We start from the raw sequence: 24259 nt of genomic DNA, 5'->3' as shown, positions 1-24259 counted from the left end.
GTCAGTACGGGTAGTGCGGGATGGTGGTGGTGGTCTCGACGCCGCGCGCGACGCCGTGCCGGTCGATGCCGAGGCCGTCGAGGAGGCGCCCGCGCAGTTCGGCGAGCTCGGCCGAGCCGCGGTCGCGTGGGCGGCGGCCGGGCACGACGACGGTCTGCCGGATCACGGCGCCCGGCTCGTCGCCCTCCGAGCCGAGCAGGATCACCCGGTCGGCGAGCTGCAGCGCCTCGTCGACGTCGTGCGTGACGAGGAGCACCGTGGTCGGCTCGGCGGCGTGCACGTCGAGCAGCAGGTCCTGCATCTTCAGCCGGGTCAGCGCGTCGAGTGCGCCGAACGGCTCGTCGAGCAGCAGCACGCCGGGGTTGCGCGCCAGCGCCCGGGCGAGCGACGCACGCTGGGCCATGCCCCCCGAGACCTCGCGCGGACGATGGCCGGCGAAGTCGGCGAGTCCCACGAGTTCGAGGAGGCGCGCGACCTGTGCCCGGGCCGTCTCCCGCGGCGTGCCGCGCGGCAGGCCGAGCGCGACGTTCTTCGCGATGGTGCGCCAGGGCAGCAGGCGCGGCTCCTGGAACCCGACACCCGTGCGGCGATCGTAGTGCGCGACGGGCGTGCCGTCGACGGCGACCTCGCCGCTCGTCGGACGGTCGAGGCCGCCGGCGATTCGGAGGAGCGTCGACTTGCCGCATCCGCTCGGTCCGAGGATGGCGAGGATCTCGCCCGCGGCGACGTCGAGGTCGAGGTCCCGCAGCACGGGCCGAACCGCGCCGGCCGACCCGAAGGCACGGCCGACCCCGCGGAAGGCGATCGACGCGGCGGCGGTCGCGTCGGCGCGCGCGGCCGCGCGGACGGTCGGCTGGCGGCCGGTCACGGATGTCGCCGTCATGGCTGCTCCTCGCGGGGCGTACAGGGGGATGGATGCCCCGACGCTACCCACGTGCGGCCGACGTGTCAGTCGCGCGCGACCCGCGGCGTAACACCCGCGACACGCGACGTAACACCCGGCCGGTGCGGCCGCGGCGTGCTCAGAGCCGCTTGTGCTTGTGCACCGCCGCGGTCTCGTATCCGAGCTCGTCGTAGAGCCGGATCGCGGGCTCGTTGTACGCGAAGACGTTCAGGCGCATCTCGGATGCGCCCTGCGACCTGGCGATGTCCTCGGCGAGGATCATGGCGGCGCGGCCGATGCCGCGCCGGCGATGCGAGTCGTGCACCGCGACATCCCAGATCCACCAGCTCGCGCCCTCGGGCGACGGGCCGAGCCAGAGCCAACCGGCGTCCTCGTCGTCGGCCAGGATCGTGAACAGGAAATGGCCCTCGATGAGACGCCCGTCGGGGAAGAACTGCTCCTGCGAGGCGCGGCGGGCGGCGGCGGCCTGCTCGGGCGAATCGCCAGCCGTCATGCGCGCCCGCTCGTAGGCGGCCATGGCCACGGGGAGCCACCGTGCGGTCTCGTCGTCGGACTTGGGAACGAGTCGGATGTCGGGCGTCGTCATCGACCCATGCTCGCACGACCGCAGCGGCCTTCGGCGGCAAATCATTGAACTTATCGGTTCAGTGTCATACACTGAACCATATGGTTCAGCAAACTCGCACACGCTCCCACACGCGACGGCTCGGGCGGGTCGCCATCGTGGCCCTGACCGTGGTCACCGCCGTCGTCGTCAACCTCGTCATCTTCGCGATCGGGCGAGCCGCCGGAGGTTCGTTCCGATTCGAGTCCGCCTACGGACCGGCCGAAGTGGACGCGCTCACGGTCGTCGGCTTCACCGTCGTACCACTCCTGCTCGGCATGACCGCCGTCGCGCTGCTCGCACGGGTATGGCCGTGGGTGATCCCTGTCGCCCTCGTCGTCGCGCCGGTCCTCGCGCTCGCGACGGTTCCCCTGATGACCTTCCCGGCCGGGTTCGATGCGCCGAGCACGGTGGCCCTGAGTCTCTGCCATGTCGCGCTCGTCCCGACGAGCATCGTCGGACTCCTGGCCGTCCGCGGGAGCGCGACCTGAGCACGTCGAATCGACCGGCTCCGCGCCGGCCGCCGCTACAGGCCGTGCTCGCCGAGCCAGTCGAGCAGCACGTGCGTGAACTCGTCGCGTCGCTCGATGTTCGCGAGGTGCGCCGCCTCGTGGCAGCGGAACCCCGTCGCCGCCGGCAGCGCCTCGAGCAGGTACTCGTACTGGGCGCGGGTCGCGCTGAGGTCGTAGTCGCCGACCACCACGAGCGAGGGAACGCGGACGTCGCCGAGCCGGCCGTACGCGGGCGGCTCGAGCGGCCGGGGGCGGGCGGGGTGGTCGGCGTGGACGGCGTTCGGCGCGTTCAGCTCGTGGGCGAGGGCGACGAATGCGGGATCGAGGTTGCTCTCGAGACGCAGCGGCCCCGCCGCCCACAGCGCCGACTCGAGACGCATCAGGAGCTCCGTGTCGGATACCGCGATGGCCGCGTCGAGCTCGTCGATGCGTCGATGCTCCTCCCGGGTGAGCTCGGCCTCGGGGTACCCGCTCGGGCCGCCGCCGACGATCACGAGTCCCGACACGCGCTGAGGCGATTCCAGCGCGAGGTCGAGTGCGATCGTCCCGCCGCGTCCGGCGCCGACCACGGTCGCCCGCTCCACGCCGAGGTGGTCGAGCACCGACCGCACGTCCTCGCGATCGGAGTACGGCGCGTCGTCGTACCGCGTCGCGCCGGAACCGCGTGGATCGATCCGCACGACGAAATGCCCGGTCGCGAGCTCGGCGACCTGCGGGTCCCACATGCGCATGGTCGCCACGCCCGTGGGCAGGAGCAGCACCGTGGGAGCCGAGGCGCGGCCGTCGGTCTCGAAGGCGAGCTCGGCACCGGGGACGGTCAGTCGGGGCATGCTTCGAGACTACGCAACGGATGCCTCGGCGCGGGCGGTCCCGGTCGTCGGCGACGCGGCGGCCATCAGCCGTCGCCCTTGTCCTTGCCCTTGCCCTTGTTGTCGCTGTTGCCCGGGGCGTCGCCGCTGTTGCCCGGCGCGTCGACGCCGGGGTCGGCGGGGTCGACGTCGTCGGCGGGTGACGGCTCGGGCTCGGGGGTCGGCGTCGTCGCGATCTCCGCGGCCTCCAGGTCGGCGCGTACGAGCTCCATGGCGGCGCGGATGCGCTGCTCCCACTCGGTGTCGACGCGACCGGCATCGACGGCGGCGGCGAGGTCGCGTTCGAGGAGCGCGAGCTCGGCGAGGGCGCCGGCGTAGTCGCCCGCTGCAGCGCGATCGGCCACCTGCACGACGGACGTGCGCAGGGCCGCGGCGGTCTCCTCGGCCGATGCGCCGCACGCGGAGAGCCCGAACGTCAGGCCGAGCGCGATCGCGGCGGCCGGAAGAGCGGCGCGGCGGCCGCGCAGACGCGTGAGGCGGGTCATCCGGCCACCGCCTCCTCGAGCTCCTCGAGATGCACGCCGAGCTCGCCGGGAACTTCGGGCAGCGGTGCGGGCGTCGAGTCGACGGCGGGCTGGGCGGCCAGCGCCGAGCCGATCACCAGAGCGACGACCGTCGCGATGGCGGCGAGCAACGTGACCGCGATGGCCGGCCGCACCCAGCGGCGATGGCGGTCGCTGATCCGAGCGGCCCTGCGGGAGGTCTCGGGCGCGGGCGCGGATGCCGCGGGAACGCCGAAGAACGAACGGTCGGGGGCGGGAAGGATCCGGGTGTCGGCGGTCGAGTCATCCTCCTCCTCGACGGCGCTCGGCGACATCCCACCGACTGCCTGGGTCGCCGGCGCCGCGAGATCGCCGAACGCGACCGTCGGGGCGGTGACGACGCCGGCGGCGCCGGGTGACGTGTCGAGCGTCGCGGCGGCGACCGCGACGTCGAGTGCGCTCGGCCGGTCGGCGGGCTCGCGGGCGGTCATCGCGCGCAGCAGGGTCACCCAATCGGCGCCGAGCGAGGCCGGGATGTCGGGGTCGCGGACCAGGCGTGCGCTCGCGGACTCGACCGCGGGTCCCGGGAAGGCGGCCTCACCCGTGCGCGCCTCGAGCACCAGCAGGCCGAGCGAGTAGACGTCGGCGGCGGGCCCGGGCGCCGAACCGGTGACCTGCTCCGGACTGAGGTAGCCGGGCGTGCCCACCAGCAGGCCGGTGCGCGTGATGCGGGCGTCGTCGATGAGCCTCGCGATGCCGAAGTCGGCGAGCTTCGCGTTCCAGGTGCGGCTGGGCAGGTGCGCGGGCTCGAGCAGCACGTTCGCGGGCTTCACGTCGCGGTGCACGATGCCGCGCTCATGGATGACGTGCAACGCCTCGGCGAGGTCGGCGAGCATGCCCGCGGCGTCCGCCGAACCGATCGGGCCGAGCTGGAGCGCCTCGCGCAGGTCGCGGCCGTCGACGAGCTCCATCACGAGGAACTCGCGCCCGCTTCCGGGATCGTGGGCGGCGTCGTAGAGCCGCACGAGCGCCCGATGGGCGAGGCTCGCGAGCAGTGCCGTCTCCGAGCGGCGGCGTTCGGCGTCGTCGATGCCCTCGGCGGCTTCGGCGAACACCTTGACGGCCACCGGACGCCCGAGGGCGAGGTCCTCACCGCGGTACACGCTCGCCATGCCGCCCCGGCCGATGAGGCCGTCGAGGCGGTAGCGCTCGCCGAGCGTCGAACCGACGAACGAATCGCCGGCGACGCGGTCAGGGGAGGTCGTCACGCTCAGAGCGTATCCGTCGTGTCTGAGTGTCGACCATCCTCGGGCGTGGGGTTGACGGCGGGAGTGCGGTGGTGCAACCCGCGTTCAGCCGAAGATCATGGGCAGATCCTCGTCGCCCCCGCCGAGGTCGAGCTCGACGAGTACGGGAACGTGGTCGGACGGCGCCTGGCCCTTGCGCTCGTTGCGATGGATCGAGGCATCCGTCACCGCGGCGGCGAACGCCTCGGAGCCGAGGATGAAGTCGATGCGCATGCCCTCGTTGCGTGGGAACCGCAACTGCTTGTAGTCCCAATACGTGAAGCCCTCGGGCACGCGCGGGCGCACGACATCCGTCACGCCCGCGGTCTCGAGCGCGAAGAACGCCTGCCGCTCCTGGGGCGACACGTGCGTCGAGATGCCCTCGACGACGGCCGGATCGCCGTTGTCCTGGTCGAACGGGGCGATGTTGAAGTCACCCATGAGCGCGAACGGCACGTCGGGGTGGGCCTCGGTCTCGCCGCGGGTGTACTCGGCGAGCGCGGCGAGCCAGTCGAGCTTGTACGTGTAGTGCGGGTCGCCGAGCGCGCGGCCGTTCGGCACGTACAGGCTCCAGAGCCGCACGCCGTCGACGACCGCGCCGATCGCGCGGGCCTCCTGCGGCTGGTCGGGGCCCTCGAGCCCCTTCAGGAAGCCCGGCATGTCGGGGAAGCTGGTCTCGACGCCCTCGATGGGCGACCGGCTCGCGATGGCGACGCCGTTCCACTGGTTCAAGCCGTGGATCGCGAGCTCGTACCCCTGCGACTCGAACGCCTCGGCGGGAAACTGCTCGGGCTTGCACTTGATCTCCTGCATCGCGAGCACGTCGACGTCTTCGCGCACCATCCAGTCGACGACGCGGTCGACTCGGGTGCGGATCGAGTTGACGTTCCAAGTGGCGATGCGCATGGCTCTCAGCGTATGGCAGACGGCCGACGTCGAGATGCGAACGGGCGCGCACCCGATGAGGGTTGCGCGCCCGTTCACCACCGTCCGAGATCAGCAGGTGCGGAACGGTTCCCAACCGTCGTAGTACAGCTCCTGCTGGTAGTAGCCGAGCACGAACGCATCCGCGACCTGGAGGCTCTCGACCTGCTCCTGGACCAGCGAGCTCACGCAGGAGGCCGGTGTGACGTAGAGCGGCGCGGCGAAGACCCCGGCCAAGGGCGCCCCTGCGAGCGCGTCGGGGAAGTTCTCGCCGCTTGCGAAGAACGCATATGGTGCCCAGCTTCCGCCGAAGACGGTGTCCATGATCGACGCTCCCGTCTCGTATCGGTCGGCCCCGCCGGCGCGGATCACCGAAACGGTGCCCGCGAGGGACTCGATCGCGGTCTCGATGCCGGCCGACACCGCGCTGGTCCCTCCCGCGATGCCGATGTCGGTCGCGCCCAGGTCGGTGAGCGCGACAGCCGAGGCCTGATCAAGTTCGGCAGCGGAACCCGGCACGATCAGCACGGGGATGTCGGCCGCAGCGGCGCCGGCGCTCGCCGCGAGGGCATCGGGGAAGTTCGCCCCGGTGGCGACCCACGCAGCGGGCGCGGTGCCGAACTCGCCGTCGACGATCAAGCGGGAGGTCTCGTAGCGGTCGAGGCCTCCGTAGCGCGTGACCGGTGCGATCTTCGACAGCGCGGCTTCGACCTCTGCAGACACGGCGCCGGGACCACCGGCGATGACGATGCGGTCGGGCGAGAGTCTCTGGAGCTCACCGAAGACGACGGCGGGCACGAGCGTCGGGTACACGAGGAGCAACGGGCCGCCGCAGTGCGCTGCCGCGGGACCAGCGCTCAGCGCGTCGGCGAAGCCCGTGCCGTTCGCGATGAAAACGCAAGGCACGTCCTCGGGGAACGACGTCGAGACGCCGACGGCCGTCTCGTATCGGTCAGCACCGGCGATTCGCCACTTCAGCAGGGGTTCGAGCTGCTCATCGATGCCCGTTCGGGTCTCGCCCTCGGCGAGGGTGATGACCGGCGTCCACTCCACGTACTGTGCGTCGTCCCAGAATTCCGAGCGCAGCACGGTTCCGGCGGCGTCGGCGAACAGCACCACGTAGTCGCCGGCGGGAAGGCCTGCGATCGAGTACTCGCCCGCGGCCGTGGCGCTCGCCGATCCGGCCTCCAGGTACCCGCCTGTGGCGTCGTCCAAGCCGTACGCGATCGCGTATCCGGTCGCCAGCGGCCCCGCGGATGCTCCGTCTTTCCAGTAGGTGATCGTCCCACTGATCGTCCCACCGGCCAGCTCGGCGGTCTCGGCGGCATCGCCTGCGCTGAGGCGCTGTGACGCCTCGGCAGGAGCAAGGTCGGACTGGGCGAGGTACGCCTCCGCCGAACCCTCGGCGACCCTGGCGCGGAGATTCGGCGGCGCGTCGCCTCCGGTGTCATCGGGCGCCGCCTTCGCGACGGGAGGGGAGAGGTCGGGGATCGATTCGTCGACGGCATTCGCGGGGGCGATGCCGACGCCGAGCAGGGCCAGGGCGCTGACGAGCACGGCGGCGCGTCGCAGCCCGGCCATGGCGGCAGGTGCCATGGGGGATCCATTCGGGTCGGAGTTGAAGGGGGATGATGTCCGAGACGGTCGATGTCAGCCTAGGACCCTGCAGACGCCCAGCACCAGAGCGAGGTCGGACGCCTGCGGGGATCAGCCGCGAGATCGCCATGTTGGCCGTGCCAAGGGTCCCTAGCGTTTCGCGGTCGTCGAATCCGCGGCCACGGGCTCGTCCGCCGATGCCGTGGACGCGTTGCCGGTCGATCCGCCATCATCCAGATAGGCGAGGTGCAGCCGCGGGAGCACGAGCCAGAGGCCGACCAGCACCACGGCGCCCACGCCGAGCGCCACGAAGCCCGCAGCGCGGCTGATCGCCAGATCGAAGACCAGGCTGGTGACGCCCACCAGCAGCAGTGCGACCACCACCAGGTTCGCGATGAGCAGTCGGTCGCCGGTGCGGACGACGCGCTCCTTCACCCTCCGCCGGAACAGGGCCCGGTGCAGGGTCACCGGCGCCAGGCCCACCACGGTCGCGAGCCCGGCGAGCACCACCAGGATGAGGTAGAGGGTCAGCTGGTAGCCGTCGAGCTCCGTGAATCGCGGCTGGAAGGCGACCGCGAGCAGGAAGCCGCCGATGAGCTGAGTTCCCGTCAGCGAGACGCGCAACTCCTGGAGGATGTCGCTCCAGTTGCGGTCGCTGCGCTCGTCGGGCGTCTCGCTGCGGCCGTCGCGGTGCGCGGCATCGGCATGGCGGGGGGCGTTCATGCTCGATCGTAGCCACGCGGTGGCGCTGCGATTCAACCCCTTGCGCGGCGGGTCCGTTCCCGCCGAGAAGGTCGTCCCGCCGAGAAGGGCTACCCGCCGAGAAGGTCGACCCGCCGAGAAGGGCGACCCGCCTAGAACGTCGAGCCGGGAACCCCAGAGATCGTGATGGCCGCCCCGGCGACGAACACGCCGATGACGAGCACGATGCCCACGAGCGGGATCCAGAACGCGATGCGCTTCAGCACGAGCACGACAACCCCGGCGATGAGGGCGAGCAGCCCGACCGCGAGGGGCCCGATCATCGCGATGAGCATGCCCGCGCCCATCCGGTCGTAATCGCACGTGATGCCCGACCCGCACGGGTCGCCCGCGAACGCGAGGAAGAACGACAGGAACGACGCGACGAGTGCCGCGCCGACCATGACCACCAGCAGCACGATCGTGAGCACGAGGTCCCACACGATCACGGGCCGCCTGGGTGGAGCGGATGTCTCGATCACCGTGATCCCCCGTCGCCGTCGCCGCCCCGTCGGACGCGCCATGCCGAATTCTGGCAGCGGGCCACGGCAAGCTGCAAGGATCGACTGAGGATCAGGGAGGCGGGGGTGGCCGTGAAGTTCAGCATCGAAGGTGTCGGGGGATTGCCCGAGATCGCAGCGGGCGACGACCTCGCGGCGCTCATCGCCGGAGCCGTCGAGCTCGCCGACGGCGACATCGTCGTCGTCACCTCGAAGATCGTGTCGAAGTCCGAGGGCCGAGTCGTGCAGGCCGACGATCGAGATGCCGCCATCGCCGCCGAGACCGTGCGCGTCGTCGCTACGCGCGAGCACGAGGGCGGCGTGACCCGCATCGTGGAGAATCGCCAGGGCATCATCGGCGCGGCCGCGGGCGTGGATGCGTCCAACGCGCCGCACGGGACGGTGCTGCTGCTGCCCGTCGATCCGGATGCCTCGGCGCGGGCGCTCGCCACCGGCATCCGTGCCCTCACCGGGGCCACGGTCGGGGTGATCCTCTCCGACACCCTCGGACGCGCCTGGCGCGAGGGGCAGACCGACATCGCGATCGGTGCGGCGGGCGTGCACGTGTTCGACGACCTGCGAGGGCAGGCGGATGCCTCGGGCAAGCCGCTCGCGGTCACGATGCCGTGCGTCGCCGACGAGATCGCAGGCGCCGCCGAGCTCGTGAAGGGGAAGGCCTCGGGGGTTCCCGTCGCGGTGGTGCGCGGCCTCGGACGGTTCGTGGGCGACCTCGACCTGCCCGGTGCGCGCAGCATCCAGCGGCCCGCCGAACGCGACCTGTTCCGCATCGGCGCCGACGAGGCGTACAACGAGGGCTATCGAGACGGCTTCGACGAGGCCCAGGCCGAGGGGCCGCTGAACCCGGCGGGCTGACGCGCGAAGCAGGCGTCTCCGCCGCCCGCGCCGTTCCGGAATCGCGAGAGGATGGACGGGTGACAGCGCACATCGGCTACGCCGCGATGCTCGAACGGTTCCCGCCCGCCGAGGCGGTCGCGCTCGCCGCGCTCGCCGAGTCGCACGGCTTCACGGGCGTCATGGCGACCGACCACTTCCAGCCGTGGGTGCCCGCGCAGGGCGAGTCCTCGTTCGTCTGGAGCGTGCTCGCCGCGATCGGCGAACGCACCACGGGCGACCTCGGTCCCGGCGTCACGACGCCCACGTTCCGGATGCATCCGGCCGTCGTCGCCCAGGCGAGCGCCACGCTCGGTGCCCTGTATCCCGGTCGGCACTGGCTCGGCATCGGATCGGGCGAGGCGCTCAACGAGCACGTCGTCGGACCGTACTGGCCCGAGGCGCACGAGCGCATCAACCGCATGTTCGAGGCCGTCGACGTCATCCGCAAGCTCTTCACGGGCTCGCTCGCCGGTCGCGACGTGCGTCACTCCGGTCCGCACTTCCGGCTCGAGTCGACGCGCCTGTGGACCATGCCCACCGTCGCGCCCGACATCCTCGTCGCGGCATCCGGCCCCGTGACCGCCCGCCGGGCCGGACGGAACGTCGACGGGTTCATCACCCTCGGCGGCCCGACCGATCGGCTCGCGCCGCTCGTCACGCGCTTCGCCGAGGGCGCCCGCGAGGCCGGACGCGACCCGGCCGCCATGCCCAAGGTGGTGCAGCTGCACCTGTCATGGGCGCCGACCGACGAGGAGGCCATGCGCAACGCGCTGCGCGAGTGGCCCAACGGGGGGATGCGCTTCCCGCGCAGCGACATCCGCTCGCCCTACGAGTTCGACCAGCTCGCCCGCACGGTGCGTCCCGAGGACTTCGCGGGCCGCATGGTCGTGTCGGCCGACCCCGACGTGCACCGCGCCGACATCCAGCGCCACCTCGACCTCGGCTTCACGCGCATCTACCTGCACAACGTGGGCCGCAACCAGGCGGAGTTCCTCGAGGTGTTCGGCCGCGACGTGCTACCCGGGCTGCGCTCGTGAGCGGGATTGGGCGGCGGATGTCGCGAGTCGATGTCATCCGCACCGCTGGGGTACCCGACCGGTGCGTCTCGCATCGACTCGTGCGGGGACCGCGATGAGGTGGACCCTCGTCATCCCCGTGAAGGCGCCCGCGTCGGGCAAGTCGCGGCTCGTTCCGGGCGTGACGGACGCCGCGCGCGCTGCCCTCGCCCGGGCGTTCGCGCTCGACACCGTCGCGGCGGCGCGCGCGGCGCGTTCGGTCGAGCATGTTATCGTCGTGGGCGACGACCCCGACCTCGCCGACGGAGCGGAGTTCCTGGCCGAGCCGGGCGCCGACGGGAATCCCGGCAGCGCCGCGGAGCGCGGCCTGCTCCCGGCGATCCGCCACGGCATCGCGCATGCGCGGGCCGGGTCTCGAGGCGCGGCTGGATCGCTCCTCGACCCGCGACCGCGGGAGGTCGCCGTCGCCGTGCTTCTCGGCGACCTGCCCGCGCTCAAGCCCGCGGAACTCGACGCCGCCCTCGACGCGGCGACGAGGCATCCGCTCGCCTTCGTCCGCGACGCCGACGGCACGGGCACGACCCTCGCGACTGCCGCCGCCGGCGTGCCGTTCGAGCCGCAGTTCGGGTCCGGCTCGGCGGCACGGCACGTCGCGGCCGGGTTCGTCGAGCTCGAGGCATCCGCCGCACCAGGACTCACGCACGACGTCGACACGGTCGACGGCCTCGAAACCGTGCTGCACCATGGAGTCGGCGAGCACACCGCCGACGTCGTGGCGCACCTCGCCGATCGAAAGGGAATCGCATGACGCTCACACTCGGATACAAGGCCAGCGCCGAGCAGTTCGACCCGCGCGAGCTCGTGGAGATCGCCGTCGCAGCCGAGGCGCACGGCATGGAGTCCGTGTGGACGAGCGATCACTTCCAGCCGTGGCGACACACGGGCGGGCACGCGCCGTTCTCGCTCACGTGGATGGCCGCGGTCGGCGAGCGCACGTCGACGGTGCGGATCGGCACGAGCGTGATGACGCCGACGTTCCGGTACAACCCGGCGGTGCTCGCCCAGGCGTTCGCGTCGCTCGGCGTGCTGTACCCGGGCCGCGTCATCGCGGGGTTCGGCACCGGTGAGGCGCTGAACGAGATCGCGACGGGCTTCCGGGGCGCGGGCGAGCAGGACTGGCCCGAGTTCCGGGAGCGGTTCGCCCGGCTGCGCGAGGCGGTGCGGCTCATGCGCGCGCTGTGGACCGGCGACGACCAGATGAGCTTCGAGGGGGAGTTCTACTCGACGCACGACGCGTCGATCTACGATCGGCCGGATGCCCCGGTGCCGGTGTACATCGCGGCGGGCGGGCCGACCGTGGCGAAGTACGCAGGCCGTGCGGGCGACGGGTTCATCTGCACCTCGGGCAAGGGGCCCGAGCTCTACGTCGACCAGCTCCTGCCCGCCGTGAAGGAGGGCGCCGAGGCCGGAGGCCGCGACTACGCGGCGATCGATCACATGATCGAGATCAAGCTGTCGTACGAGGAGACCGAGGAGGCGGCGCTGGAGAACACGCGGTTCTGGTCGCCGCTGTCGCTCTCGAAGGAGCAGAAGCACGACATCACGGACCCGGTCGAGATGGAGCGGGCGGCGGACGCGTTGCCGATCGAGCAGATCGCGAAGCGGTGGATCGTCGGCAGCGACCCCGATCAGGTGGTCGAGCAGATCGGGCATTACATCGACTGGGGGTTCAACCACCTCGTGTTCCACGCGCCCGGCCACGACCAGCTCCGCTTCCTCGAGCTCTTCGAACGCGACCTCGCGCCGCGACTCCGCGCCCGCTGAGCTCGGGATGCCCTCCCCCTCCCCCCGGCCCCCGAGCGCGTGCAGATCCGACCAGCGCAATTGTGTCCGCATGCGCGCTGGTCGGATGTGCACGCGCTCGGTGAGCGCGCCACGCGCCCCCCGCACCGCCCCCTGCAGGCGAGGGCGTCAGCCGCGGCCGTCGAGCGGCACGCGTCGGTCGCGCGCCCGCACGTCGCCGCCCGTAAGCTCGAGCAGCGCGACGAGCGTGCGCCGCGTCGCGGCGAGGTCGCCGTCGCGGACCTGGCGGGAGAGGCGCTCGTCGAGTTCAGCGCGCACCCGTCGGGCATCCTCGACGACCCGGCGTCCGGCGGCGGTCAGGCGGATGCGACGCACTCGGGCGTCGTGGGCGTCTCCGAAGCGGTCGACCCATCCGAGCGCTTCGAGTTGCGCCACGTGCTTGGAGGCTCCCTGTTGGGTGATCGCGAGCGACTCGGCGAGTTCGCCGACCGTCGGCTCGGTCGCGAGCAGGCGCTGGAACACGTAGCCGTGCGAGAGGCGCACACCGGTGTGGCCGAGCGTCCGCAGGTGCTCGAGGACGTAATCGGATGCCGCATCACCGGCGAGCGCGGACAGGGTCGTGACGTCGAGCAGACGGAGGTCCATCCAGTCATTCCACACTTGACAACCATGGTTGTGCAACATAGGTTGTCGGCATGTCGAACCAATCACTCGTGCGTGGACTCATGTCGGCGATCGAGCGGGGCGAGCGCGGCCCCGCGCTCGCCGAGTACTTCGATCCCGACGCGGAACAGGTCGAGTACCCGAGCGTCATGAACCCGACCGGCGGCTCCCGCGGACTGAAGGGGGTCCTCGACGGCGCCGAGGTCGGCGCGCGGATCCTCGCGTCGCAGGCGTACGAGATGCATGAGTTCCTCGAAGACGGCGATGCCGCGGCCGTGCGCCTGACCTGGCGCGCCCGCACGGCCGCCGACCTGCCTGGCCTGCCCGCGGGCTCGGAGCTCACCGCCCACATCGCCCAGTTCTACGAGTTCCACGACGGGCGGGTGCTTCGGCTGCGCTCCTACGACTGCTACGAGCCGTTCGGGGCAGTCGACGCCTGATCGGGCGCACATCGACGCCAGGGGTCGCAGTCGTGCAGCGTTCGGGCCCGCCGAACCTGCACGACTGCGACTTCTGCGACGCCCGTCACTCGGACGGGTCGACCACCAGCCCCGTCCCGCCGCCGCGACGCTCGGGCTCGGCGGCGGCCGTCATGAGCCCGTCGGCGTCCACCTCGATGGCTGCCGCGGCGCCGATCTCGCCGGTCGGGGCGAGTCCCTGCCCGTAGGGTGCGAGGTCGTCCTCGTACTCCGCGATGAACGCGGCCTCGGCGAGCGTGGCCACGGTGTTCCGCTGCGTCGCGCGGGGCGCCGCCACGGCCTCGGGCAGCGTCATCCCGAGGTCGATGCGGTTCAACAGGATCTGCACCACGGTCGTGATGATCGTCGAGCCGCCGGGCGAGCCGAGCACGTACCGCACCTCGCCGCCGTCGAGCACGATCGTCGGCGACATCGAGGAACGCGGGCGCTTGCCGGGCTCCACGATGTTCGGGTCATCCGGGTTCGGCACGAAGCTGAAGTCGGTCAGCTCGTTGTTGAGCAGGAAGCCCCGGCCCGGCACGGTCATGCCCGAGCCGCCGGTCTGCTCGATGGTGAGCGTGTACGCGACGGCGTTGCCCCACTGGTCGACGACCGAGAGGTGCGTCGTCGACGGTCCCTCGAGGTCGGAGCGGTCGGATGCCGCGGCCGCGACGCATCCGGTCGCGCTCAGGTCGCCCGGCGACACGGGTCGCGGCGACGCCTGCTCGGGGTCGATCTCGCACGCCCGGGCGTCGGCGAACTCCTGGCTGAGCAGCGTCTCGGTCGGCACGTCGACGAACGCGGGGTCGCCGACGTAGGCGTTGCGGTCGGCGAACGCGTGTGCGGTGGCCTCGAAGTAGAGGTGCAGCGCCTGCCCCGGGTCATCCGCCGACGGCTCGAAGCTCTCGAGGATGTTCAGCGACTCGCCCACCGTCGTGCCGCCCGACGACGACGGCGCCATGCCGTAGACGTCGAGGCCGCGATACTCCACGTGCGTCGGATCCTGGAGGATCACCTCGTAGTCGGCGACGTCGTCGGCGGCCATGAACCCTGGGTAGGCCGGCAGCGTGGCGCCGTCGACCGTGATCGGATCCTGCACGACGGCCGCGATCTCGTCGGCGATCGGTCCACCGTAGAACATGTCGGTGCCCTTCAGCGCGATCTGCCGCAGCGTCTTCGCGAGGTCGAGGTTCTTGAACGTGGTGCCGACCACGGGGGCGTCGCCATCGGGAAGGAAGAGCTCCGCCGTGTCGGGGAACTGGGCGAAGCGGTCCTTGTTGGCGAGCGTCTGGGCGCGGAACGTCTCGTCGACGCGGAAGCCGCGGGTCGCGAGGAGGGTCGCCGGCTTCAGCATCTCCTTCAGCGACTCGGTGCCGAACTCGTCGAGCGCCGCCTCCCACGTCGCGAGCGTGCCGGGCACGCCGACCGACAGGCCCGACGACACCGCGTCGCGGAACGAGTACGGCTGCCCCGTCGCCGGGTCGAGGAACGCGTCGCTCTCCATCGCGGCCGGCGCGGTCTCGCGGCCGTCGATCGTGGTGATCTCGCCGGTCGCGGCGTCGAAGTACACGAAGTACCCGCCGCCGCCGATGCCGGCGCTGTACGGCTCGGTGACCCCGAGCGCCGCGGCCGTGGCGACGGCGGCGTCCGCCGCGTTGCCGCCGTCGCGGAGCACCTCGAGGCCGATGCGACTGGCCTCCGCGTCGACGGACGACACGGCACCGCCGTAGCCGGTCGAGGTCGACGGCGCGGGTGGCGCGGGGCGACCGGCCGTGACCGCTCCTGCCGATCCCGGCGCGGCTGTGGGCAGCGCCGATGCGGGTGCGACCACGGCGGCGGCCGCGAGTGACACCGTGGCGGCGAGGGCGATGCCCGCCCTGCGAAGGGCGGAGCGACGGTGGACGACGTTGGCCATGAGGACCCCCGAACTGGGTACAACGGACGATGTCGCCCACCCTAGACCCGCCGTCCGTCCGGAGGCAATGGGCGCTGACGCCGCCCCCGTGACCCGAGCGCGTGCAGATCCGTCGGGCGCAATTGCGTCCGCATGCGCGCTGGTCGGATCTGCACGCGCTCGGCGCGCCATCCTGAGTGTTCGCCACGTTCCGGCACCGGATGCCGCGGGCGGGCGTAGCCTGAATACATGCGCGCCCATGACACCGGGGCGTCCCGCCGGTTCACCCGCTGGATTCCCGCCATCGCCGCACCGATCGCGATCGGCGTCGGCGTCGTGCTCGTGCCGATGCAGGCGAATGCCGCGGTCGACCTCCCCGACCTGACGCCCGCCGAACTCCTGGAACTCGCCGCGTCGAGCGAGGTCGACGCGCTCTCGGGCACGATCGAGCAGACCTCCGAACTGGGACTCCCCGACCTCTCCGGGCTCAGCGGCGCCATGGGCGGCGGCTCGGGCGAGGGTGACAGCGACGGTTCCGCCGACGCCGAGGCATCCGCCACCGACCTCGACGACCTCATCTCGCTCGCCACCGGCACCCACACCGCGCGCGTCTACGTCGACGGGCACGACGCGCGCCTGCAGGTGCTCGACCGGCTCGCCGAGCGCGACGTCTACGTGAGCGACGACGGCGCGTGGGTCTACGACTCCCGTGAGCAAGCGGCGACCCACGTGACGGTCGACGAGGCCTCGTTCGAGGCGCTCGAGCAGGAGCTCGAGGCGACCCACGGCGCCGACGCCGAGGCGCGCGCCGACCAGTTGCGCGAGCAGTTCGAGGCCGAGGCCGGCGAGCCGATGCCCACGCCCGAGGAGATGCTCGACCGGGCGCTCGCGAAGCTCGACGAGACCACCGAGGTCTCCGTCGGCACCGACGCGCGGGTCGCCGGCCGCGAGGCGTACGAGCTCGTGCTCGAGCCCCGCGACGCCGAGACGCTCGTCGGCGAGATCGCCATCGCGATCGATGGGGAGACGGGCGCGGCGCTCGCGGCTTCCGTCACCGCCCGCGGCGCGAGCGAGCCCGCATTCCGCGTCGCCTTCACCGAGGTCTCGTTCGAGGCGCCCGACGCGTCGGTGTTCGACTTCACGCCGCCCGAGGGCACCGAGGTCACCGAGCACGTCGTGACCGCGCCGACCCTCGCCGAGCTCGAGCAGCGGAAGGCCGAGGCAGGGGCGACGGGCGACGGGATGCCGCAGCCGGTCGTGCACGGCGAGGGCTGGACGACCGTGGTCGAACTGCCCGCGGGCGACGGCACCGCGGCCGGACTCGACGCCGAGGCATCCGCCATGCTCGACGCCCTCACGCAGCGGGTCGACGGCGGACGCGTGCTCTCGACCTCGCTCGTGACCGTGCTCCTCACCGACGACGGCCGCGTGCTCGCCGGCGCCGTGACCGTCGACCACCTGCTCGACGTCGCCGGTCGCTGACGGGCGCTGCGGTGGCCGAGCTCGCGATCGAGACGCACGACCTCACCAAGCGCTTCCGTTCGCAGCTCGCCGTCGACGGGCTCGGCCTCGCGGTGCCGCGCGGCTCGGTCTTCGGGTTCCTGGGCCCGAACGGCTCGGGAAAGACGACGACGATCCGGATGCTGCTCGGCCTCGTCGCGGCGACGGCGGGCGACGCGCGCGTGCTCGGCGCCGAGATGCCACGGCACGTCGACACCGTGCTGCCCCGCGTCGGGGCACTCGTGGAGGGTCCGGCGTTCTCGCCCTACCTCTCGGGCGAGGCGAACCTCCGCCGCTTCGACGCGGCCGATCGGTGGGCGTCGCGTCGCACCCGCTCGGCGCGCGTCGCCGAGGCGCTCGACCGGGTCGGGCTCTCGCACGCCGCTCGCAAGAAGGTGCACGCGTACTCGCTCGGCATGAAGCAGCGGCTCGGCCTCGCGAACGCGCTGCTCACGCCTCGCGAGCTGCTCGTGCTCGACGAGCCGACGAACGGCCTCGACCCGCAGGGCACGCGCGAGGTGCGCGCGCTCATCCGGTCGTTCGCCGACGACGGCACCACCGTGTTCGTGTCGAGCCACCTGCTCGCCGAGGTCGAGCAGGTGTGCACGCACGTCGGCGTCATGAGCGCGGGCCGGCTCGTGGCCCAGGGCACGCTCGACGAGTTCCGCGCCGAGGGCGAGACGCGCGTGCTCGTGCGCACGCCCGACGTCGCGCGGGCCCGCGAGGTGCTGGCGGGGCTCGGGCTCGGAGTGGAGGCCGCGGGCACTGAGGCCTCGGGCCCGGATGCCGCGGCCGAGGCATCCGTCACCGCGCGCCTCGGCGCGACGCCGCCCGAGCGGGTCGTGGCCGCCCTCGTCGAGGGCGGCGTGCGCGTGCGCGGGTTCGAGACGTTGCACGCGAACCTCGAGCAGCGGTTCGTGGAACTCACCGGGGAGGGGTTCGACGTTGTCCAGTGACCTCCTCGGCTCGGAGCTGCTCACGTTGTTCCGCCGGCGCCGCACGTGGGCGATGCTCGCCGCGCTCGGGCTCATCCCCATCCTCATCGCCGTGGCGATCCGCATCTCGGGCGGTTCGTCGCCGGGCCGCGGTCCGGCGTTCCTCGACCAGGTGGCCGGCAACGGGCTGTTCGTCGGCGTCACCGCGATGACCGTGGCGATCCCGCTGTTCCTGCCGCTCACCATCGGCGTCGTGGCGGGCGACTCGATCGCCGGCGAGGCGAGCCACGGCACCCTTCGCTACCTGCTCATCGCGCCCGCCGGACGCATCCGACTGCTCGTCGTGAAGTACCTCGCCGCGGCCGCCTTCTGCGCGGCCGCAACCCTCACGGTCGTGATCGTCGGCACGCTCATCGGGTGGGCGCTGTTCCCGGTCGGTCCGGTCACCCTGCTCTCGGGCGCCACCGTCGACGTCGGCGAGGCGCTCGTGCGGTTCCTCGCGATCGCCGGGTACGTCACGGTGTCGCTCCTCGGCATGTCGGCGATCGGGCTGTTCCTCTCGACCCTCACGACCGTGCCGGTCGGCGCCATGGCGGCCACCGCGATCCTCGCCGTCGTGTCGCAGATCATGGGCGCACTGCCGCAACTCGAGGCCCTGCACCCGTGGCTCTTCACCCACTACTGGCTGGGCTTCGGCGATCTCATGCGCGAACCGATCGTGTGGGACTCGTTCGTCGACAACGCCGTGCTGCAGGCCGGCTACATCCTGGTGTTCGGCACGCTCGCGATCGGCCGGTTCCTCACGAAGGACGTGCTGTCCTGACGGCGACGAGCGCCGACCCGTGATCGCCGTCGAGGCGTCGGGTCACGTCGAACCACGGTGAGGCGGTGACGGATGCCTCGACCCGGTCGAGATGGCGCCGATCCATGCCGGGAGCAGGACCGTCGCCGTAGGCGATGAGCAGCCGCCCGCCGGGCGCCAGCACGCGGGCGAGCGCGGCGAGCTCGGGCGCGGCATCCGAGGTCCAGAAGACGTTGACGTTGACGGCGACGGCCGCGTCGAGCGGTCCGACCGCGGGGTCGAGTCCCGCGATGTCGACGACGCGCAGGTCGACGCGGCCGGCGTCGACCGCCTGCGGAACGCGGCGCCGGATGCGGTCGACGGCTTTCGCCGAGCGGTCGATCGCGACCACCGCCGGGTGGCCCGTGGCCGCGGCATCCGAGCCGTCGAGCGCCGCGAGGAGCAGCTCGACCGATGCGCCCGTTCCCGAGCCGATGTCGAGCACCCGCTCGCCGGGCGACGGTGCGAGATGTTCGACCGCCCAGCGGACGCGTGCGGGAACCGTCGTCGACGCCATGGCGCGGAGACTATCCGACCTGCGTGGCCGGGCGCTCGCCGACACTCGGCGGAAGCCGGCACAGGTCGTAGAAGTACCGCTTCGGCGCCGACTCGTCGGTCGCGTCGACGATCACGTCCACCGACGCGTGCGGCAGTTCGTCGCCCGCGAGCACCCACACCGAGAAGTGCCAGATGCCGCGCACGGCGAGGTTCAGCAGCCGGCGCCCGTCGACCACGAGCACCGTGTCGGGGTCGGTCGCGCCGGGCAGCCTGCCGGCGCGGAAGGGCTCGACGGTGTCGTGCCGGAGCGTCTGCTCGTCGACGTCGCCGAGCGAGACCCGCACCGCGTGCTGCTCGTGGGCGCCCAGCACGGTGGCCAGCTCGTCGGCGAAGCGCGTGGCCCGTTCGCCGGTCTCGCTCTCGACGGCCAGGAGCCGGCGACCCCGCGGCGAGTTGTGCAGGAACTCGTCGGCGATCGAGTCGAGCAGCGCCTGGCGTGCCTCGGTCAGCTCGTCCATGCCGCCAAGGCTACGCCTCGGCGTCGAGCGCCGCGACGGCGTGCGCACGCGACATCCGCTCGGCCGCGACCTCCGAGTAGGCGATGAGCGGGCGGCCGCTGACGGGATGCTCCAGCACGGATGCCTCGACGCCCCACACGTGGCGGATCAGCTCGGGTGTGAGCACCGCGCCGGGCTCGCCCGCGGCGACGACCCGCCCGTCGGCGAGCACGACCACGTGGTCGGCATACCCGGCCGCGAGCGAGAGGTCGTGCAGCGCCGCGAGCACCGTGAGCCCGCCGTGCGCGAGCTCGCGCAGGAGGCCCAGCATCGTGAGCTGGGCGTGCACGTCGAGGTGGTTGGTCGGCTCGTCGAGGAGCAGCAGCTCGGGCTCCTGGGCGAGCGCACGGGCGAGGTTGACGCGCTGGCGCTCTCCGCCCGAGAGGGTCGCGTACTCGCGACCTTCGAGCTCGACGAGTCCGGTGTCCTCGAGGCAACGGCGCACGATGGCACGATCGAGCTCGCCGGGCCCGGCGAACGCGCCGACGTAGGGCGTGCGCCCGAGCGCGACGACCTCCGCGACGCGGAGGCCCGGGGCATCCGTCACCTCCTGCTCGGCGAGCGCCACGACACGGGCGCGGTCGCGTCGACGGAGCGCGGCGAGGTCGCGTTCGCCGAGGCGCGCGGTGCCGGCATCCGTTCGTTCGACGCCCGAGATGAGGTGCAGCAGCGTCGACTTGCCGGCGCCGTTCGGACCGAGCAGGGCGCCGACGCGACCGCCCGGCACGGTGCAGTCGACGTCGTCGATGATGAGGCGGCGTCCGCGGGTGAAGCGCACGCGGTCGGCGTGCAGGGCATCGGTCATGCGAGCCTCCGGTTCATGCGAGCCTCCGGTTGCGGAGCATCAGGACGGCGAACACCGGCCCGCCGACGAGCGCGGTGAGGATGCCGACGGGCAGCTCCCGCGGGTCGAAGAGGGTGCGGGCGCCGGTGTCGGCCCACACGAGGAAGAGCGCGCCGGCGAGCGCCGAGAGCGGCAGCAGGGCGCGGTGGCGGGCGCCGACGAGGAACCGCACGGCGTGCGGGAGGATGAGGCCGACGAACCCGATCGACCCGCTGACCGCGACGAGCGCGCCCGTGAGCAGGGCCGTGCCGGTGAGGAGCAGCGCGCGACTGCGGCCCACGTGCACGCCGAGGGCCGCCGCCGCGGTGTCGCCGAACGCGAACGCGTCGAGGGTGCGCGCGCTCGCGAGGAGCGGCACCCCGATCACGACGACCGCGCCGCCCGCGATCGCGACCGAGGTCCAGTCGGTGCCCGCGAGCGAGCCGAGCAGCCAGTTCAGGATCTCGCGATAGCTGTCGCCCGTCGCGCTCCAGAAGATCACGAGGCTCGTGATCGCGCCGAACACGGCCGACACCGCGAGCCCCGCGAGCACGGTGCGCGTCGGCGTGAGCGCACCGGCCGCGTTCGCGAGGGCGAGCGTGGCGACGAGCGCGACGAGTGCGCCCGCGAACGCCGCGAACGGCAGGAGCAGGCCCACGCCGAGCACGATCACGACCACCGCGCCCACCGACGCACCCGACGAGAGGCCGAGCAGGTACGGGTCGGCGAGCGGATTGCGGGTGAGCGCCTGCATGACCGCGCCGCAGAGGGCGAGGCCCGCGCCGACCGCCGCGGCGGTGAGGACACGGGGCATCCGCAGTTCCCAGACGATCCCGTCGCGCAGCGGGCTGAGGGTCGGCTCGCCGACGCCGAGGTGCGCGAGCACGCTCGCCCACACGTCGGCGGTGCTGAGACCCGCCGGTCCGATCGTCACGGCGATGACGATGGATGCCGCGAGCAGCACGCCGAGGCCGACGGCCCACGCCGCCGTGCGCGCACCGGTCTGCTCGGGTCGAGGCGGACGCGCAGCGCTCGCGGGTCGAGGCGGACGCGCAGCGTCCGGCGCGAAACCCGTCCGGGGATCGTCGGGTCTCGAGACGCGGGCTGCGCCCGCTCCTCGACCCGCGACCGCTTCCCGCGACATCAGTACCCGAGCCCTCCCAGCTGCTCCACCAGCGACGCGACCGCGCCGACGTTGCGCACGCCCGCCTCGGTCGCCGGGAAGTCGACGATCAGGTAGCGCTGCTCCTGCACGGCGGGCAGCGCCGCGGTCGCGGGGTTCTGCTCGAGCAGCTCGATCTTCTGCTCGGCGGTGTTCCACGCGGCATCCACGAGCACGATGACGTCGGGGTTCGCGGCGACGATGGCCTCCCAGCTCATCGACGTCCAGGTGTCCTCGATGTCGGCGGCGACGTTCTCGAGGCCGGCGGCATCCATGATCATCTGGGGCGCGCCGATGCCGGCGCCCACGTAGGGCGTGTCCGAGCCCGACGAGTACCAGAGCGCCGTGAGGCCCTCGTCGTTCGGCTCGATCGCGTCGAGCTCGGCGCGCTGCTCGGCCACGAGGTCGGCCGCGGCATCCGGAACGCCGAAGAGCTCGCCGGCCTCCTCGAACTCGCGGAAGACCTCGTCGAACGTGAGCGGGTTCGGCATGTAGCCCTCGGCCTTGCACGCGGCGGGCGCGACGTAGGTCGCGACGCCGAGCTTCGCGAGCGTGTCGCGGTCGCCGGCGCCCTCGGCCGAGAGGTTCGACTCCCAGCCGGCGAAGACGAGGTCGGGCTCGGCCGCGAGCGTGACCTCCTGCGACGGCACCTTGTCGGAGAGCACCGCGAGGCCGGATGCCGCGTCGGCGTACGCCTCGGGCGCGGGGCCGTCGCTGAACGCGGTGCCGACGATGCGGTCCTCGAGCCCGAGGGCGAGGAGGAGCTCGACGGTCGACGACTTGATCGCGACGATCCGCTCGGGCGCCTTCTCGACGGTCACCTCGGTGCCGCAGTTGTCGAGCGTGACGGGATAGCCGGATGCCGCGGCGGCGCCGGTCGCGCCGGGAGACGCGGTGGAGGTCGCCGCGCAGCCGGCGAGGAGCAGTGCCGCGGCGGGGAGTGCGAACAGGGGAGCGAGACGGGGAACGGACATGAGGCCTCCGGGACGGTTCGTGCACGTGTCGATACCGACGAACGTCGGCGACTCGCAGCCCAATCCCGGGCCACACGCATCGATCAGATCCAGATCGAGGGGTCGATCCCCATCGTAGACCCGGAACGGATCCGAGGAGGCGTCAGCGAACCGTAATCCCCGTCCATGGTGTCGCACCGCCGGCGGAGCTTGACTCGTGGAGTGCCGCCGGAACCGGTGGCGAAGGAGATGAGCAGACATGGAATCCACCCGAATCCGCCTGATGACCGGCGCGATCGCGGCCGCGGTGTTCGCCGTCGGCACCGTGCTGGCGGGCGCATCCGCCGCCAACGCCGAGGGCGTCAGCGGCCCCGGCTTCTACGTCGACGGGGAGCAGTACCGCACGGTCGGCACGCCGACGGACCTGTCGAGCACGGGCGCGCCGGCGAGTTCGTTCCAGCCGATCTACGCGTTCCCCGAGGGCACCCAGCCCAACATCGCCACGGCGGCGCCCGGCGACCCCGGCTACCGCGGCGGGCGGTGGCAGGTGCACGCGGTGAGCCTGCCGAACGGCTACGACGCGGCCCTCGGATCGGGCGACCTCGACGGCGACGGCGTGCTCGACTCGGATGAGGAGCTCTGGGCGGCGGTGACGGCCGGCGACCTCGTCGTCGGCGGTGTCGTGGCGTCGTTCGAGTGCCCCGTGATCCCGGTGCCCGCGTCCAGGTGACGCGACGCCGAGACAGCGCCTGACGCGACCCGGCGGCGCCCCCGAGCGGCAGGGGGCGCCGTCAGCGCGTCCGGGCGGCGAGGTCGATCGCCGCGCCCGCGAGCGCGGCCGACGTGTCGAGGTCGCGCATCCAGAGCGGCACGGATGCCGCGACCAGGCCGATCTCCTCGAGCGACGCGACCGACGCGGCATCCGTCCCGTCGACGAGCCAGCCGTCGAGGAGGCCGCCCGCCGAACGCACGCCATAGTGGCGGGCGACGGCCGCGGCATCCGTCTCCACGCCGATCGCCGTGAGGCACGCGTCGGCCATGCCGCGCACGACCCTGCCGCCGATGATCGGGGAGACGCCGACCACGGGCGCACCGGTCGCGGCGAGCGCCTCCCGGATGCCCGGCACCGACACGATCGTGCCGATCGAGACGACCGGGTTCGACGGCGCGACGAGCACGACATCGGCGCCCGTGATCGCCGCCACCACCCCGGGAGCGGGGCGCGCCTCGGCGAGGTTGCGCTGCTCGAAGCCGAGCGCGGGGATCGCGGCGCGATACCGGGTCCACCACTCCTGGAAGTGCAGCTCGTCGCGTCCGGCCGCGTCGGGCAGCGACGGGTCGATGCGCACGTGCGTGTCGACCTCGGTGTCGGTCGCCGGGAGAAGCCGCACGCCGAGCGGCCAGCGACGCTGCAGGCGCTCGGCCACCTGCGACGGCGTCGCGCCCTCGCGCAGCCACGCCGTGCGCGCGAGGTGCGTGCCCAGGTCGAGGTCGCCGAGGGTGAACCACGGCCAGCCCACGCCCCACTCGCGCAGCTCGGCGGCGACGCGCTCGGTCTCGCCGGCCCGGCCCCAGCCTCGTTCGGCGTCGTTGACGCCCGCGAGCGCGTACAGCAGCGAGTCGAAGTCGGGCATGAGGCGCACGCCCGCGAGCCACAGGTCGTCGCCCGTGTTCACGATCACGGTCACGTCGGCGGAGGTCGCGGCACCGGCGCTCGACGAGCCGGGAGCGGTCGCGTCATCCGTTCGCGCCGGCCATCGTTCGGCGCACGCCGCCCGCACTCCGCGCACGAACCGTGCGCCCCCGACACCGCCCGCCAGCACCGCGATCTTCACCGCTCCACG

At 72.7% G+C, this 24259-nt stretch carries 27 protein-coding genes; 10 read left to right on the top strand and 17 right to left on the bottom strand.

What is annotated here, in order from left to right; all coding sequences use genetic code 11:
* Position 1 precedes the first annotated feature (1 nt).
* Positions 2 to 883, bottom strand: coding sequence for an ABC transporter ATP-binding protein (locus tag EZM51_RS07415; RefSeq protein WP_136707605.1), 882 nt, complete (start codon positions 881 to 883; stop codon positions 2 to 4).
* A 139-nt stretch (positions 884 to 1022) separates the two neighbouring features.
* Positions 1023 to 1490 carry a GNAT family N-acetyltransferase gene (locus EZM51_RS07410; protein ID WP_169053817.1) on the bottom strand — a complete coding sequence of 156 codons (468 nt, stop codon included), beginning with the start codon at positions 1488 to 1490 and terminating at the stop codon, positions 1023 to 1025.
* Between the two features lie 80 nt (positions 1491 to 1570).
* On the opposite strand from EZM51_RS07410, the gene EZM51_RS07405 reads away from it, so the two are divergent.
* Positions 1571 to 1999 (top strand): DUF6069 family protein, encoded by a 429-nt coding sequence (locus EZM51_RS07405; protein ID WP_136707603.1) that lies wholly within the window; start codon positions 1571 to 1573, stop codon positions 1997 to 1999.
* A gap of 35 nt (positions 2000 to 2034) precedes the next feature.
* On the opposite strand, the gene EZM51_RS07400 is transcribed toward EZM51_RS07405, so the two are convergent.
* The 7 genes from EZM51_RS07400 to EZM51_RS07370 form a co-directional block, all read right to left on the bottom strand.
* Positions 2035 to 2850, bottom strand: a complete 816-nt coding sequence (locus EZM51_RS07400) for an alpha/beta hydrolase (RefSeq protein ID WP_136707602.1) — start codon at positions 2848 to 2850, stop codon at positions 2035 to 2037.
* A 65-nt stretch (positions 2851 to 2915) separates the two neighbouring features.
* Positions 2916 to 3374 carry a hypothetical protein gene (locus EZM51_RS07395; protein ID WP_136707601.1) on the bottom strand — a complete coding sequence of 153 codons (459 nt, stop codon included), beginning with the start codon at positions 3372 to 3374 and terminating at the stop codon, positions 2916 to 2918.
* Positions 3371 to 4639, bottom strand: a complete 1269-nt coding sequence (locus EZM51_RS07390; protein WP_136707600.1) for a serine/threonine-protein kinase — start codon at positions 4637 to 4639, stop codon at positions 3371 to 3373. The genes EZM51_RS07395 and EZM51_RS07390 overlap by 4 nt, the downstream gene beginning before the upstream one ends.
* Before the next feature lie 84 nt (positions 4640 to 4723).
* Positions 4724 to 5563: an exodeoxyribonuclease III gene (locus EZM51_RS07385; RefSeq protein WP_136707599.1), complete on the bottom strand. Its 840-nt coding sequence runs from the start codon at positions 5561 to 5563 to the stop codon at positions 4724 to 4726.
* Between the two features lie 90 nt (positions 5564 to 5653).
* On the bottom strand, positions 5654 to 7177 hold the full coding sequence (locus EZM51_RS07380; protein ID WP_136707598.1) for a cell wall-binding repeat-containing protein: 1524 nt from the start codon (positions 7175 to 7177) through the stop codon (positions 5654 to 5656).
* A 150-nt stretch (positions 7178 to 7327) separates the two neighbouring features.
* Positions 7328 to 7900 (bottom strand): DUF6328 family protein, encoded by a 573-nt coding sequence (locus tag EZM51_RS07375; protein WP_136707597.1) that lies wholly within the window; start codon positions 7898 to 7900, stop codon positions 7328 to 7330.
* A 131-nt stretch (positions 7901 to 8031) separates the two neighbouring features.
* Positions 8032 to 8442 (bottom strand): hypothetical protein, encoded by a 411-nt coding sequence (locus EZM51_RS07370; RefSeq protein ID WP_248305509.1) that lies wholly within the window; start codon positions 8440 to 8442, stop codon positions 8032 to 8034.
* A gap of 63 nt (positions 8443 to 8505) precedes the next feature.
* Here EZM51_RS07370 and cofE point away from each other — a divergent pair, with 63 nt between their 5' ends.
* From cofE to fgd, 4 genes are all read left to right on the top strand, one after another.
* A complete protein-coding gene (gene cofE / locus EZM51_RS07365) occupies positions 8506 to 9291 on the top strand; it encodes a coenzyme F420-0:L-glutamate ligase (protein WP_211195842.1) in 786 nt (261 codons plus the stop codon).
* Positions 9292 to 9350: 59 nt separating this feature from the next.
* Complete coding sequence (locus EZM51_RS07360; protein WP_248305508.1) at positions 9351 to 10349, top strand: TIGR03557 family F420-dependent LLM class oxidoreductase; 999 nt, start codon at positions 9351 to 9353, stop codon at positions 10347 to 10349.
* Positions 10350 to 10443: 94 nt separating this feature from the next.
* Positions 10444 to 11136: a 2-phospho-L-lactate guanylyltransferase gene (gene cofC / locus EZM51_RS07355; protein ID WP_136707596.1), complete on the top strand. Its 693-nt coding sequence runs from the start codon at positions 10444 to 10446 to the stop codon at positions 11134 to 11136.
* Positions 11133 to 12152 (top strand): glucose-6-phosphate dehydrogenase (coenzyme-F420), encoded by a 1020-nt coding sequence (gene fgd, locus EZM51_RS07350; RefSeq protein WP_136707595.1) that lies wholly within the window; start codon positions 11133 to 11135, stop codon positions 12150 to 12152. Before cofC ends, fgd begins: the two co-directional genes overlap by 4 nt.
* A 147-nt stretch (positions 12153 to 12299) precedes the next feature.
* Here fgd and EZM51_RS07345 read toward each other — a convergent pair whose 3' ends face one another.
* Entirely contained in the window at positions 12300 to 12776 is a 477-nt protein-coding gene (locus EZM51_RS07345) for a MarR family transcriptional regulator (RefSeq protein ID WP_211195841.1), read from the bottom strand.
* Positions 12777 to 12826: 50 nt separating this feature from the next.
* Here EZM51_RS07345 and EZM51_RS07340 point away from each other — a divergent pair, with 50 nt between their 5' ends.
* On the top strand, positions 12827 to 13234 hold the full coding sequence (locus EZM51_RS07340) for a nuclear transport factor 2 family protein (RefSeq protein WP_136707593.1): 408 nt from the start codon (positions 12827 to 12829) through the stop codon (positions 13232 to 13234).
* Positions 13235 to 13319: 85 nt separating this feature from the next.
* Here EZM51_RS07340 and ggt read toward each other — a convergent pair whose 3' ends face one another.
* Positions 13320 to 15167, bottom strand: a complete 1848-nt coding sequence (gene ggt / locus EZM51_RS07335; protein ID WP_136707592.1) for a gamma-glutamyltransferase — start codon at positions 15165 to 15167, stop codon at positions 13320 to 13322.
* Between the two features lie 228 nt (positions 15168 to 15395).
* Here ggt and EZM51_RS07330 point away from each other — a divergent pair, with 228 nt between their 5' ends.
* Genes EZM51_RS07330 through EZM51_RS07320 form a run of 3 tightly spaced genes read left to right on the top strand, consistent with a single transcriptional unit; the run spans position 15396 to position 18404 of the window.
* Positions 15396 to 16628, top strand: a complete 1233-nt coding sequence (locus EZM51_RS07330; protein ID WP_136707591.1) for a DUF2092 domain-containing protein — start codon at positions 15396 to 15398, stop codon at positions 16626 to 16628.
* 11 nt (positions 16629 to 16639) lie between these two features.
* A complete protein-coding gene (locus tag EZM51_RS21035; protein ID WP_136707590.1) occupies positions 16640 to 17602 on the top strand; it encodes an ATP-binding cassette domain-containing protein in 963 nt (320 codons plus the stop codon).
* Entirely contained in the window at positions 17592 to 18404 is an 813-nt protein-coding gene (locus tag EZM51_RS07320) for an ABC transporter permease subunit (RefSeq protein ID WP_282568135.1), read from the top strand. The genes EZM51_RS21035 and EZM51_RS07320 overlap by 11 nt, the downstream gene beginning before the upstream one ends.
* Here the strand turns inward: EZM51_RS07320 and EZM51_RS07315 are convergent.
* The 5 genes from EZM51_RS07315 to EZM51_RS07295 are packed head-to-tail and all read right to left on the bottom strand — an operon-like array spanning position 18382 to position 22436.
* Complete coding sequence (locus EZM51_RS07315) at positions 18382 to 18939, bottom strand: class I SAM-dependent methyltransferase (RefSeq protein WP_136707588.1); 558 nt, start codon at positions 18937 to 18939, stop codon at positions 18382 to 18384. The genes EZM51_RS07320 and EZM51_RS07315 overlap by 23 nt on opposite strands.
* Before the next feature lie 10 nt (positions 18940 to 18949).
* The gene (locus EZM51_RS07310; RefSeq protein ID WP_136707587.1) at positions 18950 to 19438 is read right to left on the bottom strand and encodes a hypothetical protein; all 489 of its coding nucleotides are present in this window, start codon (positions 19436 to 19438) and stop codon (positions 18950 to 18952) included.
* A gap of 10 nt (positions 19439 to 19448) precedes the next feature.
* The gene (locus EZM51_RS07305; protein WP_136707586.1) at positions 19449 to 20282 is read right to left on the bottom strand and encodes an ATP-binding cassette domain-containing protein; all 834 of its coding nucleotides are present in this window, start codon (positions 20280 to 20282) and stop codon (positions 19449 to 19451) included.
* Positions 20283 to 20295: 13 nt separating this feature from the next.
* On the bottom strand, positions 20296 to 21444 hold the full coding sequence (locus EZM51_RS07300; RefSeq protein ID WP_136707585.1) for a putative F420-0 ABC transporter permease subunit: 1149 nt from the start codon (positions 21442 to 21444) through the stop codon (positions 20296 to 20298).
* On the bottom strand, positions 21444 to 22436 hold the full coding sequence (locus tag EZM51_RS07295) for a putative F420-0 ABC transporter substrate-binding protein (protein ID WP_136707584.1): 993 nt from the start codon (positions 22434 to 22436) through the stop codon (positions 21444 to 21446). The genes EZM51_RS07300 and EZM51_RS07295 overlap by 1 nt, the downstream gene beginning before the upstream one ends.
* 238 nt (positions 22437 to 22674) lie before the next feature.
* Here EZM51_RS07295 and EZM51_RS07290 point away from each other — a divergent pair, with 238 nt between their 5' ends.
* Entirely contained in the window at positions 22675 to 23145 is a 471-nt protein-coding gene (locus EZM51_RS07290; RefSeq protein ID WP_136707583.1) for a hypothetical protein, read from the top strand.
* Between the two features lie 61 nt (positions 23146 to 23206).
* Here EZM51_RS07290 and cofD read toward each other — a convergent pair whose 3' ends face one another.
* Entirely contained in the window at positions 23207 to 24250 is a 1044-nt protein-coding gene (gene cofD, locus EZM51_RS07285; RefSeq protein WP_136707582.1) for a 2-phospho-L-lactate transferase, read from the bottom strand.
* Positions 24251 to 24259: the final 9 nt, after the last annotated feature.

The organism is Agromyces sp. H66, assembly GCF_004959775.1.
GTDB lineage: Bacteria > Actinomycetota > Actinomycetes > Actinomycetales > Microbacteriaceae > Agromyces.
Note: the sequence above shows the minus strand (reverse complement) of the source record. Positions and strands in the feature narration are given on the sequence as shown.

Bases quoted from the DNA above. Each gene is read 5' to 3' on its own strand.
- EZM51_RS07415 (WP_136707605.1), bottom strand. From the start codon at position 883: ATGACGGCGACATCCGTGACCGGCCGCCAGCCGACCGTCCGCGCGGCC.
- EZM51_RS07410 (WP_169053817.1), bottom strand. From the start codon at position 1,490: ATGACGACGCCCGACATCCGACTCGTTCCCAAGTCCGACGACGAGACC.
- EZM51_RS07405 (WP_136707603.1), top strand. From the start codon at position 1,571: ATGGTTCAGCAAACTCGCACACGCTCCCACACGCGACGGCTCGGGCGG.
- EZM51_RS07400 (WP_136707602.1), bottom strand. From the start codon at position 2,850: ATGCCCCGACTGACCGTCCCCGGTGCCGAGCTCGCCTTCGAGACCGAC.
- EZM51_RS07395 (WP_136707601.1), bottom strand. From the start codon at position 3,374: ATGACCCGCCTCACGCGTCTGCGCGGCCGCCGCGCCGCTCTTCCGGCC.
- EZM51_RS07385 (WP_136707599.1), bottom strand. From the start codon at position 5,563: ATGCGCATCGCCACTTGGAACGTCAACTCGATCCGCACCCGAGTCGAC.
- EZM51_RS07380 (WP_136707598.1), bottom strand. From the start codon at position 7,177: ATGGCACCTGCCGCCATGGCCGGGCTGCGACGCGCCGCCGTGCTCGTC.
- EZM51_RS07375 (WP_136707597.1), bottom strand. From the start codon at position 7,900: ATGAACGCCCCCCGCCATGCCGATGCCGCGCACCGCGACGGCCGCAGC.
- EZM51_RS07370 (WP_248305509.1), bottom strand. From the start codon at position 8,442: ATGGCGCGTCCGACGGGGCGGCGACGGCGACGGGGGATCACGGTGATC.
- cofC (WP_136707596.1), top strand. From the start codon at position 10,444: ATGAGGTGGACCCTCGTCATCCCCGTGAAGGCGCCCGCGTCGGGCAAG.
- fgd (WP_136707595.1), top strand. From the start codon at position 11,133: ATGACGCTCACACTCGGATACAAGGCCAGCGCCGAGCAGTTCGACCCG.
- EZM51_RS07345 (WP_211195841.1), bottom strand. From the start codon at position 12,776: ATGGACCTCCGTCTGCTCGACGTCACGACCCTGTCCGCGCTCGCCGGT.
- EZM51_RS07340 (WP_136707593.1), top strand. From the start codon at position 12,827: ATGTCGAACCAATCACTCGTGCGTGGACTCATGTCGGCGATCGAGCGG.
- ggt (WP_136707592.1), bottom strand. From the start codon at position 15,167: ATGGCCAACGTCGTCCACCGTCGCTCCGCCCTTCGCAGGGCGGGCATC.
- EZM51_RS07330 (WP_136707591.1), top strand. From the start codon at position 15,396: ATGCGCGCCCATGACACCGGGGCGTCCCGCCGGTTCACCCGCTGGATT.
- EZM51_RS07315 (WP_136707588.1), bottom strand. From the start codon at position 18,939: ATGGCGTCGACGACGGTTCCCGCACGCGTCCGCTGGGCGGTCGAACAT.
- EZM51_RS07310 (WP_136707587.1), bottom strand. From the start codon at position 19,438: ATGGACGAGCTGACCGAGGCACGCCAGGCGCTGCTCGACTCGATCGCC.
- EZM51_RS07305 (WP_136707586.1), bottom strand. From the start codon at position 20,282: ATGACCGATGCCCTGCACGCCGACCGCGTGCGCTTCACCCGCGGACGC.
- EZM51_RS07300 (WP_136707585.1), bottom strand. From the start codon at position 21,444: ATGTCGCGGGAAGCGGTCGCGGGTCGAGGAGCGGGCGCAGCCCGCGTC.
- EZM51_RS07295 (WP_136707584.1), bottom strand. From the start codon at position 22,436: ATGTCCGTTCCCCGTCTCGCTCCCCTGTTCGCACTCCCCGCCGCGGCA.
- EZM51_RS07290 (WP_136707583.1), top strand. From the start codon at position 22,675: ATGGAATCCACCCGAATCCGCCTGATGACCGGCGCGATCGCGGCCGCG.